This window comes from Cytobacillus dafuensis, from assembly GCF_007995155.1.
GTDB lineage: Bacteria > Bacillota > Bacilli > Bacillales > Cytobacillaceae > Cytobacillus > Cytobacillus dafuensis.
The window spans coordinates 2,782,124-2,800,338 of sequence record NZ_CP042593.1; the positions used below are offsets into that span (position 1 = coordinate 2,782,124).

Sequence of the window (18,215 nt, forward strand, 5' to 3'; positions counted from 1 at the left end):
CCTACCCTATGATTCGGAATCCACCTTCTGCTAGTACACATCTTCTTTGTCGAGTAAATGTCTTTGCGGATGTAATCCCTTCACCTGTAGGGCCCGCGATTGTCATGGTTGTATGTCCCTCACCACCAAATCCAACACCCGCCAAGGAAGAAGCATTTTTGACAAATATGGTCGTTTCGATTGCTCTAGCAAATTTTGTTAAATGATCTACATTTTTTGAATGCATGATCGCTGTATGCCTGTTGCCATGCTCAGCTAAGAGAGCCATTTCAATTGCTTCATCAAGGTTCTTGACCCTAACGATAGGGAAGACCGGCATCATTTGCTCTAATTGGACAAAAGGATGATCAAAATCTACTTCACAAATTAATAGTCTTATATTTTCTTCACTTTCAATTCCTAATTGTCGAAGAAAAGAAGCAGCATCCTTGCCTACCCATTGCTTGGTGACATGGTATTCACGTTTATTATTAAGTGAGCAGCCACGAGCTTCATGATGAACATTTTCTTCAAGCGCAAAGCTCATCAATTGAGAAAGCTGCTGCTGGTCAAGCATGTAAGCGCCTTCATTCAGCATATGAAAGATCAGGTCATCAGCTACAGAGTCAATGACAAACAATTCTTTTTCTGCGATACATAAAAGATTATTATCAAAAGAAGCACCTGTAATAATACTTTTAGCAGCATTTTTTAGGTCGGCCGTTTCATCAACAATAACTGGAGGGTTTCCTGCACCAGCTCCAATCGCCTTTTTTCCTGATTTCAATAATGTCTTTACCATTCCAGGTCCGCCTGTACCAACTAGTAATTTCACTTTAGGGTTTTCTATTAATCTTTCAAGTGTTTGTAAAGTTGGTTCTTTTACCATCGTTACAAGGTTTGCTGGTCCTCCAACTTCTTGAACTGCCTTATTAATTAAATTCACAACAAATGCACAAGATGCTTTAGATGATGGGTGGACATTAAAAACAACTGCATTTCCAGCTGCTAATAAACCGATTGAATTATTAATGATGGTTTCGGTTGGATTCGTTACTGGTGTTACTGCCCCTACTAATCCGAATGGAGCCTGTTCTACGATCGTCAGGCCTTCATCTCCTGAAAATGCAGCTGTTGTTATGTCCTCAGTGCCTGGTGTCTTACTTGCAACAAGCTCATGTTTGGCAATCTTATCTTCATAACGGCCAAGTTTTGTTTCTTCAAAAACCATTCTTGCTAATTTTTCTTTATTAACAATCACTGTTTCTCGAATAGCAGATATAATTTTCTCTCTATCCTTAAGCTGAAACTGCTTAACATAATTTACTTGAGCTAAATAGCCTGATTCAATCGCGTCGTCCATTTCATCAAAAACACCCTCAACATGTAAAGTATTTAGATGAGGTTTTAAATCAGCGTGATTTATTTCCGCTGATGAAGGCAAAACTCTCTTCATCTGAATCGGTTTTGGAGCGCTAGTATGATGATTAAGACGATCATTTTGATGGTTTAAGTCCTGACTTTTAACTGCTTCTACATTTTGCAGTACAGACTGGATAATTTTTTGAATATCCTGCTCTGAAATATTGACTGCCATAATTCCCCTCCTCCTAATCCAGCTTCAGCGCCTAGCCGCTCAGGGCCAAAGGCATCTTACTCCAGTAACAAAAAGGCAAGTCACTTGCGTAAGCTGTCTTATGCTTGTCGCGGCTGAGCACAAAGGAAAGCATCTGCTAGTTCTCATCGCAGGAACAATTCTACTTTAATTGTTCCGAAGGCGCTTCCGCTTTATGTTTTTTCTATTTCATATAATGATTCAATACCTCTTCTGTTACCTTTCGAACAATACTCTCAATTACGGATTCTTTATTATTCGTTTGATTAATATTTACCGTTTCTTTTTCACAAGGCGGCACTCCGCCAGTTTTAATTCCCATCGATTCGCGGATATTAATTAAGTCTGATATTTGTGAACAACTTAATTCATTCGCTTTATTAATGATGTTATTAGAGTACATAAGCATTAGCGCGTAATGTTCAAGTGATTCCATACGATAATAGGCTTGAATTAAATCCGCTCCCCATGTTAGAGCTCCATGATTAGCTAATAGTACTGCATTGTAATCTTTGCAATAAGGTGCAATAGAATCTGGAACTTCAAATGTTCCTGGAGTGGCATATGGAGCTACAGGAACTCTACCTAATAGGACCACCGCTTCTGGGGATATCGGTTTATCAAGGTCAATTCCAGCAATAGCAAAAGATGTAGCAACAGGTGGATGCGCATGAACAACAGCATTTACTTCAGGATTTTCATTGTAAACCCGCAAATGCATTTTCACTTCTGAAGAAGGTTTCATTTTTCCAGAGAGAACCTTCCCTGAAAGATCCATCTTCACCATCATATCTGGGGTCATAAAGCCTTTACTAACCCCAGTTGGAGTCGTCCAAATCGTATTAGGTCCAACCTTAACAGAAATATTTCCGTCATTAGCTGCGACAAAGTTTTTATTATATACCCTTCTGCCAATCTCACAGATTAGATTCTTTGCTTCAAAATCAGAATAGAATTTTTGTTTCTCAGCCATTAGTTACAACTCCTTAACATGAATGCTTTCTAGTTAATTCCTACATCTATGACTTAACTATTGAGAAGTGAGTGGAATATCAGCATTCAAGTTCTTTTTCTACTTATAATTTTCTTACTTTCATGTGGTTTTGTCAAATGTTATTTTGGATTTATAGTTATTTCTTGTTGTATTTTATTGTAGTTTTACAAGAAACCAAATTTATCGCAGATTAACGGGCAGTAAGATCCCCACTTCAAGGATTCGAGTAAAACAATGAAGAGTAAGTGGGGGATCAGGAAACCTCCCCACTGATTGAAGTTTCACTTTAAACGTATTTAGCAGCCCTTTTCCTTATTGTTCAGCGAAAATCGACCCATAAATTTTTTGGAGGTCACTTATTAAATACCACACAATATGCTATAATATTTTTTAAAAACAAATAAAATTAAGGAGAAAATCATGCTTCCAATAGCACGAAAGAAAAAAATAAAAGAAATCATACTAGAAAAAAAGAGTGTTACTGTTGCCGAACTCACTATTCAATTTAATGTGACAGAGGAGACTATACGGAGGGATTTAAAGCAGCTTGAGGAAGAAGGTGTTTTAACTAGAACTTACGGTGGTGCTTTTATTTCAGATGGAGTTCAAAACGATGTTAATGTGAATATAAGAGAACATATCCATGTAGAAGGGAAAAGAAAAATTGCAGCAACATGCATTTCCACAATTAAAAATGGTGATTCCATTTTCTTAGATGCCTCCACAACTTCTCTTGTTATTGCTAGTATGCTTGAGGATAAAAAATTGACTGTTGTTACGAACTCACTTAAAGTTATTAATACTCTTGTAGAAAAACCCAATATTAACATTGTTGTAATTGGAGGTACTTTATCTCCAACCTCCCTATCAAACACTGGAAGAAGCTCGGAGTATACACTAAAGCACTATTTCTTTGACACCGCTTTCATTTCATGCCGTTCAGTCAGTATGCAGCATGGCATTACGGATTCTAACGAACAACAAGCAGGAATCCGAAAATTAGCCGCAGAGCACGCCAACAATGTTTTCCTTATTGCTGACTATACCAAATTTGACAAAACTTCTTTTGCAAGAATATGTGATTTTGACAAAATAAATAATGTCGTAGTAGATAAAACCCTTTCATCAGAATGGAAGCAATTCTTAAAAGAACAAAATGTAACACTCTATGAATGCGAATAAAGTGAAACTTCCATCAGTGGGGGTCTCACTGCCCGTTAATCTGCGATAAATTCATGAGTATTTTCTCTAAATCTAGTATGTAAATGTTGCCGGCATCATTTCGCTGCGATGGTGATAACTTTGTCCATCAAGGCTTGCCCGTGCAAATCTAACTACAATTTTATTTCATATAAAGAGGCTGAGTTGTCATTGAACTCAGCCCTTTCTTTCTTATTTATTGCTTTGGAACATTTTCGGAAGGGTCTCATTAAATGGCGCATAAGCAATTCCATTTTCGGTAATGATCCCTGTAATCAAAGAATGATCGGTTACATCAAAGCAAGGATTATACGTCTTTACATCTTTCGGTGCCATCGGTTTTTCATACCATTTGCTAGTAATCTCCTCTGACGGCCTTAATTCGATATGAATATCTTCTCCTGTTTTGCATTCTAAATCGACTGTAGAAAGCGGTGCACATACGTAAAATGGAATATTGTAGTGCTTAGCTAAAATCGCTACACCCGAAGTTCCAATTTTATTAGCGGTATCTCCATTTTCAGCCACTCGATCACAACCTACAAGAACAGCCTGAATTTTTCCTTCCTTCATGACAATTGAAGCCATATTATCGCAGATTAATGTAACATCTACTCCCGCCTGCTGAAGCTCCCAGGCTGTTAGACGAGCACCTTGAAGTAAAGGTCTTGTTTCATCGGCATACACTTTAAAGTCATAACCTTTCTCCTGCCCTAAATAAATAGGTGCTAAAGCAGTACCATACTTAGCCGTTGCGATTGTTCCAGCATTACAATGGGTTAGGATTCCCCAGCCCGTCTCTAGTAATGACAATGCATACTGCCCGATAGATTCACAGATTTTTTCATCTTCCGCTCGAATCAGTTCGGCTTCTTCTTTTAAAGCAGCCTTTACTTCAGAAACATTTTTCCCTGCTTCTTTTTTTAATCTATCTTCCATTCGGTTGAGTGCCCAGAAAAGATTAACTGCAGTCGGTCTAGAGGAAGCTAAGTATTCTTTAACCTTTTTAAAATCTTCGTAAAGTGCTTCATAAGTCTCAGCATTCGACTTCTTTGTTCCTAAGTAAACACCATACGCTGCAGCAATTCCGATTGCTGGTGCTCCTCTAACTTTTAATTGATAGATAGCATCCCAAACATCTTCCATTTCTTTCAATTCTAAAAATATTGTTTCATTTGGTAATACAGTTTGGTCCAAAAGTATTAATGTGCTATTTTCATCATCTAATTTAACTGATTGTATAACTTCTACTGGATTTCCCATATTATTCTGCCTCCTTAAGAAGCTTAGTTTCTGCTGATTGAATGACATCAATAAAGTCAGCACCCGTTTTCATATTCTCTCTATTAAGGATAAAAGTTTTTCCGATCGTCAAACAGATTTTCTCAGCTCGCACACGAGATTCTGGGTTTGAAATGGAAGTAATATCTTTTACATGCGCTAAGCCTATGATTCTTCTAATAAGCTCATGACCAGCAACAGCAGCAGTATCTCTAATGACAGTGCCAAGATAATGCTCCTTAAATCCTTTGTATTTCGCAACATGTTCAGTTGCTTGATCATCCCAAACTCTTAAAAATTTCTCAATAAATAAATCGATAACGTCTTTAATCGTGTTTCCTAAGTAATCGAGATAATCTTTTCTTTTTATTTCATCTTCTATCGTGAATTTAGCGTTTGCATATGCAAAAATAAGATTTGCGATTACATTTCCAATATCGTATCCTGCCGGTCCGTAGAAAGCAAACTCCGGATCAAATACTTTAGTAGAATCTTCTTTAATAAAAATAGAACCTGTATGCAGGTCTCCATGTATAAGGGATTGAGCATTCGTCATAAACTCGAATTTTAGCTTAGCAGTTTCGAGCTGCAATTTCTCATCTTTCCAAATGTTTTCCTGAACAAACTCTCTTGTTCCTGGAAAAACATCATTTCGCGGGCAGTCATAAAATGGCTCTGTATACACAAGATCCTCAGAAATTTCACATAGCTCAGGGTTGATAAAGCTCTTAACTAAGGCTTTCTTTTCCTTATGCCCCATTACAACGTCAGAAGTTAATAATAAAGTATTGACTAGGAATGTAGAAATATGTTCTGAAAAAAGTGGGAATTTCTTATGTTCGATAAGAGCTGCTCTCATCATTTCATGATCTGATAAATCTTCCATCGTACAGCAATTCATAATTGGATCATACTTGTATACTTCCGGTACATAGCCTGGAGCCAATTTAAATTGCAATTGTAAGATTTCACTTTCAATTCGATTTCGGTCAGGAGATAATTTAAATTCATCAGAAATACGAGCTACAGGACCAGCTTGTTTTATGATGACTGATTGCTTACTTTTCGAATCAACGACTTTAAATACATAGTTTAAATTACCGTCTCCTATTTCCTTGCATTCCAACTGTGCATCTTTTTGAAAGATATCAAGATTTGTTTTGGCGTATTCGATAGCATCTTCCTCAGTCATCGTGAAGTATTCCTTCGTAAAGTCCTTCATAACAATCCCTCCATCTTATTTTTGTCTATAATAAGTTAATGCAAGTGCAAGCGCTAAAACAGTTCCTTTTACAATATCCATGGCATAATACGGAACAGACATCATAACTAAACCATTGGATAGTATCCCGATTAATACAGCTCCAACAAAGGTACCGAAAGCATTCGGCTTACCAGCCCCTAATACAGATAATCCAATAAATGCAGCAGCGACAGCGTCCATTAAGTAAGGTGCACCAGAATTAATCTCTGCTGTCATGACGCGAGATGCTAGAACAATTCCTCCAATTGAAGCGAACGTAGCTGAAAGTAAATAAGCGAGAACTTTATATTTATTAACAGGAATACCTGATAATCTAGCTGCTTCCTTATTACCGCCTATTACATACATATAACGGCCATGCTTTGTATAATTCAAGAAAATGTGAACGACAGCAACTACCACAACCATGATGATAATGATCCAAGGCACTTGACCAATTTTTGCAAAGAAAGGCGGAATCACACCCGTTGAAAAACTTCCATCTGGCATAATCATGTTTTGCGATACTGTTGCACCTTTTGTATATGTAAGGGCAATCCCTTGAATGATAAACATCGTAGCAAGGGTCATAAGCATATCTGGAATTTTCACTTTAACAATCATAAAAGCGTTAAAAGCTCCTACAAGCAGTCCAGCTGCTAAAGCTGCAATAATTGCGATATAAATATTTTGCGAAAACCACACAAACATGGAAACTACTACTGCATTTGATAGAGAAACAGTAGAACCAACTGATAGATCGAATCCATCTACCGATAGGGATATCGTGATACCTATAGCAATAATGGTTACAATCGAAATAGACCTCAAAATGTTTACAATATTTGCCCCTTGAATAAAGCTTGGATTTGCAATTGTAAAGATGGCAATCAAGGCAAAGATCGTAATAATCGTTCCATATTTATATAAGAACTCAAAAAGTTCAAAGCCTTTCTTTGCAGGCTTTGTTTTCGGAACAGGATTTGCCGTGTTCATCTTATTTACCTCCTGTTGAATAGAATAATAATTCTTCTTCGTTTGCTGATTTTGTTTCTAATTCTTTTGCAACTGCACCGTCATAAACAACATACACACGGTCAGTTATCCCAAGAATTTCAGAAAGCTCACTAGATGCGTAAATGACAGATTTCCCTCGTTTTGCTAAACCAGAAATAAGTTCAAAAATATCCTTTTTAGCACCTACGTCTACACCCTTTGTAGGTTCATCAAATATGTACACTTCAGCATCTGAAATTAACCATTTACCAATTGCTACTTTTTGTTGATTCCCACCAGAAAGATTTTGTACCTTGGTCTCTTCTGACGGTGTCTTTATCCCTAAATCTTTAATCATCTCTATAGAAATCTTCTTTTCTCCCTTTGTGTCTACAAAGCTAAGAAACTTAGAAAACTTATTTAAGCTCGCAGATGTAAGATTAGTAGAAACAGATTCTTGAACGAGAATCCCTTCTTTTCTTCGTTCCTCTGGTACAAGAGCAATGCCTTTTTTTACCGCATCGCTAGGATCCTTTATTTTCACACTTTTACCACGAATCTGGATCTCGCCGCTCGTTACCTTAGAAGCACCAAACAAAGCCTTACATATCTCTGTTTTACCAGCACCTACTAAGCCAGCAATCCCAACGATTTCACCCTCATTTACATGCATACTGAAATTTTTAACTAAACCTTTATCATGAAGTCCTGTAACCTTTAGGACAGTGTCGCCAATTTCAACGTGGTACTTAGGAAATTGTTCCTCAAGCTTTTCACCAAGCATGTACTCCACAATTTTGTTTTGAGTTGTGTCAGCAATATTTTCTTTAATGACAAACTTCCCATTTTTCATAACGGTAATTTCTTCACATATTTCAAATAACTCTGGTAATCGATGAGAAATAAAAATGATACCAACATCTTCTTTTACTAGTTCCCGAACAATTCTAAATAGTTCTTTTGTTTCAGAATGACTAAGTGGTGCAGTCGGTTCATCCAATATTAAAAACTTGCATTGCTTAGATATTGACCTTGCAATAAGAACCATTTGTTTTTCCGCTAAAGTTAATTCACTTACAAGCTTTTTCGAGGATATATTTACATTCATCCTATTCAGTATGTCTGTTGCTTTCTTGTGAATCTGGTTCCATTTAACAAACTGTTTTTTTCCCATATCATTAACCGTTTCATTTAACATGATATTTTCTCCAACCGTTAAATATGGGATCAAAGCCGTGTCTACCTCTTGATAAACAATTTGAATACCATTGTCCTGGGCATCTTTCGGTGTCCGTATATCGATTTTCTTTCCTTCTATGTATATTTCACCTGTATAGTGACCATAGGCTCCAGAAAGTACTTTCATTAGTGTAGATTTACCCGCCCCGTTCGCGCCTATTAGGGCATGAGTCATACCCGTTTTAGTAGAAAAAAAGACTTCATCTAACGCTTTCACACCGGGGAACTCAATGGAAATGTTTTTCATTTCTAGTAAAATTGACACGCCCATTAGCCTCCTTCCATAAAAATCAATTGGTTTCCATACTAAAGGCCTAGAATGGTATTGAAACCTTATATCAGCTTAATTGCTGCTGATATAAGGTTTCATAATTATTATTTATAATATTCTTTTAATGTCTTCATCCAATCTTCTTCAAAGGCTGTTGAAACTCCCCAGCCTTCTACAACATCAGCAAGGTTAACCATGTTAACAGGAGAGCTTGATGACTGTAATGCTTCTTGAGAAATGAGTGATGCCTCTAAGTCGTATGTGCTAGGAGTCTCTTCTCCTGCAATTTTCTTAGCTAGAATTCTCATGTTTACAGAACCAATTAACTTCGGATCAACAGCTGCTGTATATTTCCAAGGGCTTTTTTCTTCTTGCATAATTTGAAGGTCCGCATTGGAAACATCAATTCCATACAGCGCAATCTCATCTCTTCCAGCCTCTTTTATCGCACGGGCTGCACCAATCGCAAACGCATCCCATGTTGCAAAAATCGCATCAATTTCGCCTTTTTTATGCTTATTTAACATCGCAGCTACCGCATTTTGAGTTTGAACAGCTGTATCTGCAGCAGCTACACCAAATCTTTCTACTTCTTTAATGCCTGGATTACTCTTTAACTTCTCTTGGTATACCGCATTACGTCTTACCATAGGAGGGAATCCATCTACCCATAAATAAACAATATTTGCTTCACCATTTGTATCCTTAATTAACTGATCTAACGCCAAGGTAGCTAATGCCTCATCGTCCTGTGAAGTAAGGGTTACTCCATTAACAGAAGCAATATCACCATTAGAGTCGAAAGTTACGACACTTTTTCCAGCATCTACAATTTTCTTAACATCCTCTACAGTAGCAGCATCATCGCCATGTGAGATGATAAATCCATCATAATTCTCATGTAATGCTTGTGCGATCGCATCATGGAACTTAGCAGTGTCGCCATTTGCAGTGAACACATCTACCTTAAAACCAAGTGCTTCACCTTCTTCTTTCGCACCTGCCAAAAACTGAGCTGTATGATCATCTCCACCTATTTTCCTAACAACCTTAATTTTTACTTCTTTTCCATTTTTAAATCGATCAGGTACATTTTCAAGAGAAACATCCTTATTTCCCTCTTTAGGCTTAGAATTCGCTTCGTTAGAAGAACAGCCTGTTAATAAAAGTGCAAAAGATAAAAATAGAATTAACGCACTTTTGAAATAGCTTTTCATTCTGAAACACTCCTTTTTTTAGTATATCTTTCCTAACTATTATCCGATAGAATAATAGAAGGAATAGAATATAGCGCTTTCATTCTAAATTAACTAAATTTTAACACGAGTCCCTCTCTTATACAATATTTTTTTTGAGTTATTCGTAGGTTTTTTGGTTTTATACATAATTTCTACTCTAACTGACACCCGTATTCCTATCATTATATTTATTTAATCATTATTCTCTATGTTTTCCAATAAAAAACTTCTTATATATAGGTATAATTGTCATTGATCCAACAAAAGAACATAATAAAAACAAAAATTATATCCATACAACAAAAAAACACCGACATTCTACTTTTTTCTTTTGAATGTCGGTGAAAAAATGAAATCTATTTTTTCCTAATTTATATTATTTTATGATAATGATATGTTAATTTCACTGCAGGCACTAAAGCGTAGCGGGCGGTCCGGAAGCCTCGTCTTCGCTATCACTCCTGCGGGGTCTCCCTTTGATAATTATTCGTTCATTATTTTTAGTGTTTTCATCCAGTCCTCTTCTAATTCTGTTGATAACCCCCAGCCAGGCAGCACTTCACCTAAGTCATTCATTGTCACTTCTTTTTTAGAAACTTGAAGTTCATTTTGCGCAATTAAATAAGGTTCCAAATTATATGTCTTAGGCGTTTCCTCACCAGCTATTTTTTTTGCAACAAGCCTCATGTTTAAAGCACCAATTAGTTTAGGATCGACAGCTGCAGTGTATTTCCACGGGCTGCCTTCTTCCTTCATTAAATTTAAGTCCGTATTTGATACATCAATGCCATATATTTTAATTTCATCTCTTCCAGCCTCTTTAATCGCTTCCGCTGCACCTATTGCAAAGGCATCCCATGTGGCAAAAATCGCATCAATTTCTCCCTTTGGATGTTTTTTTAGCATTTCAGCGACAGCGGCTTTTGTTTCTCCCGAAGTATCAGCTGAAGCTACTCCAAATCTTTCAATTTCTTTAATACCAGGATTGTTTTTTAATTTCTCCATATAGACAGCATTTCGTCTCACCATTGGCGGAAATCCATCTACCCATAAATAAGCAATGTTCGCCTGACCATCAAAATCCTCTATTAATTGCTCCATGGCAAGTGTAGCTAACACTTCATCGTTTTGAGAAGTTAGAGTTACTCCATCTATTTTTGCCAAATCGGTATTTGAATCAAATGTTACAACACTTTTCCCTTTTTCTACTATCTTTTTTACACTATCTATTGTTTCTGGATCATCTCCATGAGAAATAATAAAACCATCATACCCCTCTTCTAAAGACTTCGTGATCTCATTATGAAAGCTTTTGCTATCTCCTCCGGCAGAAAAAACATCAACCTTCAATCCCATTGCTTCCCCTTCTTCTTTTGCTCCAGCAAGGAATTGTTCTGTATGGTCATCTCCACCTATTTTACGAATCACCTTAATTTTTACTTCTTCTCCACTTTTAAATTTTTCGGGAATATTTCCAAGTGATACTTCACTATCTTGGCCACTCTTTTCTTTAGAATTTTCTTTTCCATTGCTATTCGAGCATCCCGCTATAAGCAAGATCAAAGCAAAAAAACAAATGGTTATAATACTTATTCGGCCTTTCTTCATCTTTATTCATCTCCCTCTTTAACTAATATTTATCCCTATCATTAGCTCCATGCTTGTTTTACCCATATCCTTATTGGATTTTAAAATGCTTAACTAAGCTTTCTAGCTGAGCAGAAAGCATCTTTAACGATTCAGAACTTTGAGCAATTGTTTCCATAGAAGCAACCTGTTGTTCTGCTGACGCTGAAACTTGCTGAACTCCAGCAGCGGATTGTTCAGATACTGCTGAGATTTCTTCACTAAAGGCACTTAATTGTTCACTTCCTTGTTGAATTTGATCTAAGTTGTCTGATACTTGATCAATTTTTTCAACCATCAGTAATACAAAATCAGAAATCGAGTTAAATGTTTCACCTGTTGTTTTTATTTGTTCATTACCAATCTTTGACTGCAGCACTCCATTTTGGAGCGTTTCAACAACTAGTTTGGAATCACTTTGGATACCTTGTGTAATATAAGTTATATCTTGAACAGATTTCGAAACCTGCTCTGCTAATTTCCGAACTTCATCCGCAACAACAGCAAACCCTTTTCCATATTCTCCCGCTCTTGCTGCTTCAATGGCTGCATTCAGAGCTAAAAGGTTTGTTTGAGCTGCAACATCCTGGATAACATGGACCAACTGGTAAATATCTTCATTTTTCGTATCCAAATTCACTACTTTTTCCATTGATTCCGTTACAATCTGACTAATTTTTTCAATTTGATGAACGGATTGATCCATTAATCTTTTACCTTCTTGCGCTTTTTCTAACACTTCGTTTGAAGCATCCTTCAAATTCTTACCAGCCGAATCAGCTTCTTTAATCTGAACATTAACATCCTCAACAGCTTTAGCAGATTCAGAAGCGGAGTTTGCTTGTTCCTCAGCACCGCCAGCCAATTCATGCATCGTTGTAGCAATTTGTTGACTGCCTAGTTTTACTTGCTGTGATGAAACTGATAGCTCATCACTTTGTTTATTTACTTGACCCGAAACATTAACAACCTCAGTTACAATTTTATGTAAACTACTTTTCATCTCATTTACCGATTTTGCAAGAACACCAATCTCATCCTTGTTCTTAATATCAATAGAAGGAAAAGACAAGTTCCCTTTTGAAATCTCATTTATTCTAGAAGTAACTAATCTTAGAGGCTGTGCAATCATTCTAGTAATAAATAAAGCAGCTAATATACCTAATATTAAAGCTATTAAAATTGAACCTATAATTATGACAACTGTCAGGTCATATACTTTTTCAGAATCTTCTCCAGCTTGATGTGCACCCATTTTATTAATTTGAACTAAATGATCCAAATTTTGTTTCATTGAATCAAAGGCTTTTGCACTTTTCTTAAAATAAAGGTAGGCAAATTCAGCTTTTCCCTTATCACTGAGCTCAATTGTTTCCTCATTTACATTGAGGAAAAATCCCCATTTGTATTTTAAGTCCTCGAAATTTTTTCTAGTTTCGTCTGAGTTTATTAGCTTTTCATAAGAAGCCATTGTTTTTTCTGCTTCATCTATGAAACTAGCTCTTTCTTTTTTTAGCATTTCTTTTTCTTGGATATCATCAGACTGAATATATCTTAATGAAAGTGTAATAACATGCTCTGTCTGGTAACCAATAGAGTTTATCAGTTCCACAGAAGGCATCCATTCATCTACAATAGAAGTTGTCTTACTTTGCATGTGATACATCCGGTTTATCGATATTAATGCAAAGACGACGAGTAAAATAAGCACAACCCCAAACCCAGACATTATTTTTTTACCAACACTTAAACTATGCATATTACGTCTCCTCCCACAGAAATCCACAAAAATACTAATAATATTATTACTTATTCCCTACAAACATAACATAAAATAGTTATAAACACATATTGCATTTTGTTTTTAGTTGTTTTATTCAATAAAGGTCTTATAATACTTGATATTGGCAGGATGCGGTCCGTTTAGTTCTTTAAAAAATTAATCTATTATCGGAGATCGCATTACAAGTTCAGGGAAGAGGTTATTGTGGAAGGTAATAGCTATTAATAACATATAAGATTAGGCTGAAGTAATTCGTTACTATCAATACTAGAAATGTTCAATTTTTTCGTTTGATGAAATGAAAAGGTGGTTCTAATGGATAAAGTTAAGTCTCTAACCTCCCATTTCTTATAAAGGATCACTAGCACGTACAAGACTACCAGATAATGTGAAGTCATAAAATAGGCTCGTATCCGATTTTAGAACAGATGGCAACATCGATTTCTCTCCAAATCGCTACTCTTATTTAAGTAAACATGCGGAAACCGCTCTATGTTAAATTTGTAATTATATAACGCAATCAGCTACTACTAAAAAAAGGACAGCCATTCTGCTCATGTAGAATATGCTGTCCTTTTTGTCTGTATTCAGGATGTCGGAATCGTAAAACTAAAAGTGGTTCCTTTCCCTTTCTCACTTTCCACTTTTATTTTTCCATTTAATTTTCTAATCGTACTATAAACCATCAGCATGCCGAGACCTGTTCCTTCTTTTTTCGTAGAGTAATACGGTCTTCCTAATTGCGTTATTTCTTCCTTTGTCATGCCGATTCCTGTGTCGGTAATTTTCACGACAACGGCCCTCTTTTCCTCGCTCACATCGATGGTTAGAGTTCCTCCTGTGTCTCTCATGGCTTCAATGGCGTTCTTAAATAAATTTATGAGACATTGCTGAATTTGATTTTTATCATACCTCAGCTTTAAAGTGTTCCGAACACTTGATTGAATTTGTACATCATGCATATTGGCAAAAGGTGTCATAATATTCTTTATATATTCAGTTTCAGCTTCGAGATTGGAATATACCATGTTTTCGGATTGGGGCCTGGAAAAAGCTAAAAATTCACTTACAATGCCCTCAGCCCGTTTTAATTCAATTAATGAATATTCGATATACATTTTTTCCTCTTCCGTAATCGTCTGCGATTTGCCTAGTAGCTGCAGAAACCCATTCGTGACCGTAAGCGGATTTCTAATTTCATGTGCGACACTAGCTGCCAAATGACTGACCACATCTATTCTTTCCGACTGAAAAAGAAGATCTCGGGCCATATGATTGGCAATTATTTTTTCAATTAAAATCATAATAACGGCCATTACCAAAGCGTGTGTAAATAAAGTATGGACAACCAATGTCCAGTATTCCCTATCCAACGCATGAATAAAGGCAATAAGTGTCAAATCATAGAAGATTGTCGTTGACATCGAGACAATGATTGCGCACAAGATTCGTTTTTTTGGTGGCTGTTTAATAAACCATTGATGACATAATGGAACGACAAACAAAATAATCGTTGAAAAAGCAAGGGATTGCAAAAACCCTTCGTTTCCAATGATAAATCGCGTTATATTTAAAACTATATAAAGCAGAAATGTATATCTGTAACCTACATAAAGGGCGAAAATCAGGAAAGGAATATAGCGCATATCTACAATATAGCCAATTTCTAATTTGATCGGAAACACCATGCAGAGGACCATTGTAATAGCTGCAAAAACGAAAATGATGAATTTGTTATATGTAAAGGAACGGTATTCAAAAAATATGAGATAAATTAACACCGGAACAAGAAGGAAAAAGAAATTAATAAGTAAAGATTCTAACACAAGATGCTCCTTTCAAAATCGTCGCAAATAGATTTCAATCATGACTATTATAGCAATTTTCGAATGGGAAAGTTACATATAATTTACCAGTACTAACATAGTGGTAATGATTTACAAGTTAGCCGATCCAACGCAGGGAAATTTATGTGCAAAAGATTGAAAGCAATTATATAGTAAAGTATTTTTCTCAATAAGCTTCTAAAGTCATTCCAACAATATATAACGAGAGAGTTTTAAGGATGAATCATTATGAAAAAGGTGGTTAAATGTTGAAAATGATAAATATTAGTGAAGACGTAAGGGGAAAGCAATATAAACAATTAATAGATTTACTTTCGAGAGAATGTAATCGTTTTGCTTTTGTAGAAAATAGACAATTGATGGCTAGTGAAGAAGAACGTCTTGCATACGTTGAAGGTTAAATAGCTGAGATTGTAGAACATCTTATTGAAAGGAAGATTCAAAAGGAATGGGAAACGACAAAACTTTGTGAAGATACAGCTTATGTTTATCGCAGATTAACGGGCTGTAAGACCCCCACTTCAAGAAGTTGAATTAAGAAAAATTTCTAAGTGGGGGATCAACAGCCCGTAAAGGCCCGATTGGTTCAACTAACAATCAGTGGGGGATGAAGGAAAACCCCCACTGATTGAAGTTTCACTTTATTATTTTCGATTAAATAACATTACAAGAGAATTTTTAAAAGACCGTAGTAATTCTCTTTTTGGTTGGATAAGTCCCGAATTACCAGAAAGACTTAATGTTTTACAAAAATGATAAGTGCGTATTTGCTACGTGTTCACATGAAGGTTTCTTTATGGTCGAGGAATCAATATGGAATCGTTTTTTATTGGAAGGCTATGTTTAATTCACCCGAAAATTACTAGTGTTAGAGATCTACACTAATAGTATAACAGAGCCAAAAATTTTAAAGCCCCTGCTCAAAAAGCAAGGGCTTGATTCATCAATTTAACTATCCTATTTATAAGAATTACAACAATGCATCCGCCTCTACAATCTCAACAGTCAAATGCTCATTTGCAGCTAAATCGATTTCATAAGGGCTTACTTCCTGGTTTTCTTCACCCTTTATTATCCTAATTTCTGGTCGGCCAACGGCATTAAAATTATATTTCGAGACGATGCCCGTTCTTCCATCATTTAATTTAACTGTCAACCCTGGAGGATAGATGGCAATACTGTTTTTAAACATATGAATCTGCTTGCTATCAAATTGTGTTCCATTACCGCTATATAGGATTTCAATCCCCTTATGCGGTAACACCGGTTTGCGGTATTCACGATGGCTTGTAACATCATCAAATACATCTGCAACACTTATGATCTTTGCGTATTTATGTATTTCATTACTCTTTAACCCTCTTGGATATCCTGTTCCATCAATTCTTTCATGATGCTGCAGTGCACAATGTGATACTGTGAGTGGAATCTCGTGAATCTTTTTGAGATGGTTGAATCCTAATTCACAATGTGATTTGATTTGCTCATATTCTTCATCTGTCAATTTTCCTGGCTTATTTAATATTTCATTTGGGATATATATTTTCCCTATATCATGCAGCATAGCACCTAAACCGATCTCTTCAATATTCTTAAGAGGCAATCCGTTTTCTATTGCCAGCTGACAAGCATATATGGTTACGTTCAAACTATGAGTATACACATGGTTTTCATGCACCTTTGTCGTTGCTAATAAATTGAGTGCCGTTCGATTTTCATTTAAACAGCTTAATATATCTTTAAAAATCTTTTGCATACTGCGAACGGCTCTGCTAGACTTCACCATTTTTTCTAATTTTGATTTGTGTGAATTTAGCCCTGCAATATCATCCAATCCTGATGTAATAATACTAGCTGCTTCTACACGTAATTCCTCAGGAATAGCATCTACTATTTCGATGCCTTCAGACATGTCATCCTCAATATATATGGTATAGACATTAAATTTCTTTAATTTTTCTATCAAACTATCTGTTAGATAGGTCCCCTTGGATAGAAGAACTCTTCCATTGTCACGGTAAATCGATTTTCCTATTCTAGTTCCAGTTGTACATCCATCCAATTTAATTAAACGCATTTTTCGTTCTTCTCCAGTTTTATGTATACTTATTTAAGTTAAAGAAACTATCTACCTATATCTTTCAAACTACTCTTAGTTAAATGATACTAAAGTTTCCGAAACAATTGTATCGAATTATGATATTTCGTGTAAAAAAATATAACTTTTGCACAATTTATTGTCAAACTTTTTTTATCGAAAAGGCTCTGTTAAAGAATAATGTTGATTTTTGATACCTTAAGAAACTTGATATAATTATATAAGAACAAACATTGGGATGGTGTAAAGGGATTATGATGAAAAAATATATTCCGCTTGTGTTAATTTGTTTCACTTTAATATTATCAGCTTGTACCCAAAACGAAGAAGATACACAGGAATATTCAGGGATTATTAGTGATGGTAAAGTTTTGGGATATGAGTACACCATAACAAAAGAGCAAAACACATTTTCTTGGCAGGTTGGTTACAAAGGAGATATAACTATTATCGAAGAAAGTATCGACAATGAAGATGAATTACAAAATTTTATGATGGCTGTAAGTAATATTGAAGCGGTATTTACTAAACTAATCCTATCGTTATCATACTTTATAATTGTTGCGGTAATATCATTTTTCCTATACAAGAGGAACAGAAAAATACTTAAAGATGGTGGAGCAATTGTAGCTGTATTATCAGGTATTATTGCATTATTTATTGCCTTTGATGCATCATTTGATTTAAATAGTGCACTACAAGATGCAAAATTTCACTACCTAAGGCTAACGAATTGAGAAAATTGGGGAAACCTGTAGAAATTGGGTTTCCCATAAACCTTGCTTAATATCAACATTTAATTTTA

At 35.8% G+C, this 18,215-nt stretch carries 14 protein-coding genes; 3 read left to right on the plus strand and 11 right to left on the minus strand.

Features of this window, described 5'->3' with window-relative positions; all coding sequences use genetic code 11:
• Position 1: 1 nt before the first annotated feature.
• The gene (locus tag FSZ17_RS13235) at positions 2-1,576 is read right to left on the minus strand and encodes an aldehyde dehydrogenase family protein (protein ID WP_082625217.1); all 1,575 of its coding nucleotides are present in this window, start codon (positions 1,574-1,576) and stop codon (positions 2-4) included.
• Between the two features lie 202 nt (positions 1,577-1,778).
• Positions 1,779-2,567, minus strand: coding sequence for a class II aldolase/adducin family protein (locus tag FSZ17_RS13240; protein ID WP_057770785.1), 789 nt, complete (start codon positions 2,565-2,567; stop codon positions 1,779-1,781).
• 441 nt (positions 2,568-3,008) lie between these two features.
• Between FSZ17_RS13240 and FSZ17_RS13245 the strand changes: the two genes are divergently transcribed.
• On the plus strand, positions 3,009-3,770 hold the full coding sequence (locus FSZ17_RS13245; protein WP_057770787.1) for a DeoR/GlpR family DNA-binding transcription regulator: 762 nt from the start codon (positions 3,009-3,011) through the stop codon (positions 3,768-3,770).
• 210 nt (positions 3,771-3,980) lie between these two features.
• Here the strand turns inward: FSZ17_RS13245 and mtnA are convergent, their stop codons facing one another.
• The 8 genes from mtnA to FSZ17_RS13285 form a co-directional block, all read right to left on the minus strand.
• Positions 3,981-5,051 (minus strand): S-methyl-5-thioribose-1-phosphate isomerase, encoded by a 1,071-nt coding sequence (gene mtnA, locus FSZ17_RS13250; protein WP_057770789.1) that lies wholly within the window; start codon positions 5,049-5,051, stop codon positions 3,981-3,983.
• 1 nt (position 5,052) lies between these two features.
• Entirely contained in the window at positions 5,053-6,291 is a 1,239-nt protein-coding gene (gene mtnK / locus FSZ17_RS13255) for an S-methyl-5-thioribose kinase (protein ID WP_057770791.1), read from the minus strand.
• 15 nt (positions 6,292-6,306) lie between these two features.
• A complete protein-coding gene (locus tag FSZ17_RS13260) occupies positions 6,307-7,308 on the minus strand; it encodes an ABC transporter permease (RefSeq protein ID WP_057770793.1) in 1,002 nt (333 codons plus the stop codon).
• A gap of 1 nt (position 7,309) precedes the next feature.
• On the minus strand, positions 7,310-8,818 hold the full coding sequence (locus FSZ17_RS13265; protein ID WP_057770795.1) for a sugar ABC transporter ATP-binding protein: 1,509 nt from the start codon (positions 8,816-8,818) through the stop codon (positions 7,310-7,312).
• A gap of 104 nt (positions 8,819-8,922) precedes the next feature.
• On the minus strand, positions 8,923-10,035 hold the full coding sequence (locus FSZ17_RS13270; protein ID WP_057770797.1) for a sugar ABC transporter substrate-binding protein: 1,113 nt from the start codon (positions 10,033-10,035) through the stop codon (positions 8,923-8,925).
• 504 nt (positions 10,036-10,539) lie between these two features.
• Positions 10,540-11,664, minus strand: a complete 1,125-nt coding sequence (locus tag FSZ17_RS13275; RefSeq protein ID WP_057770799.1) for a sugar ABC transporter substrate-binding protein — start codon at positions 11,662-11,664, stop codon at positions 10,540-10,542.
• Positions 11,665-11,734: 70 nt separating this feature from the next.
• Positions 11,735-13,441, minus strand: a complete 1,707-nt coding sequence (locus FSZ17_RS13280) for a methyl-accepting chemotaxis protein (protein WP_057770801.1) — start codon at positions 13,439-13,441, stop codon at positions 11,735-11,737.
• A 611-nt stretch (positions 13,442-14,052) separates the two neighbouring features.
• Positions 14,053-15,291 (minus strand): ATP-binding protein, encoded by a 1,239-nt coding sequence (locus FSZ17_RS13285; protein ID WP_057770803.1) that lies wholly within the window; start codon positions 15,289-15,291, stop codon positions 14,053-14,055.
• Between the two features lie 266 nt (positions 15,292-15,557).
• Between FSZ17_RS13285 and FSZ17_RS23450 the strand changes: the two genes are divergently transcribed.
• On the plus strand, positions 15,558-15,713 hold the full coding sequence (locus FSZ17_RS23450; RefSeq protein WP_185150624.1) for a hypothetical protein: 156 nt from the start codon (positions 15,558-15,560) through the stop codon (positions 15,711-15,713).
• A 569-nt stretch (positions 15,714-16,282) separates the two neighbouring features.
• Here FSZ17_RS23450 and FSZ17_RS13290 read toward each other — a convergent pair.
• Positions 16,283-17,389: an HD-GYP domain-containing protein gene (locus FSZ17_RS13290; RefSeq protein WP_057770805.1), complete on the minus strand. Its 1,107-nt coding sequence runs from the start codon at positions 17,387-17,389 to the stop codon at positions 16,283-16,285.
• 275 nt (positions 17,390-17,664) lie between these two features.
• On the opposite strand from FSZ17_RS13290, the gene FSZ17_RS13295 reads away from it, so the two are divergent.
• The gene (locus FSZ17_RS13295; protein ID WP_057770808.1) at positions 17,665-18,147 is read left to right on the plus strand and encodes a hypothetical protein; all 483 of its coding nucleotides are present in this window, start codon (positions 17,665-17,667) and stop codon (positions 18,145-18,147) included.
• The last annotated feature ends 68 nt before the right edge of the window (positions 18,148-18,215 follow it).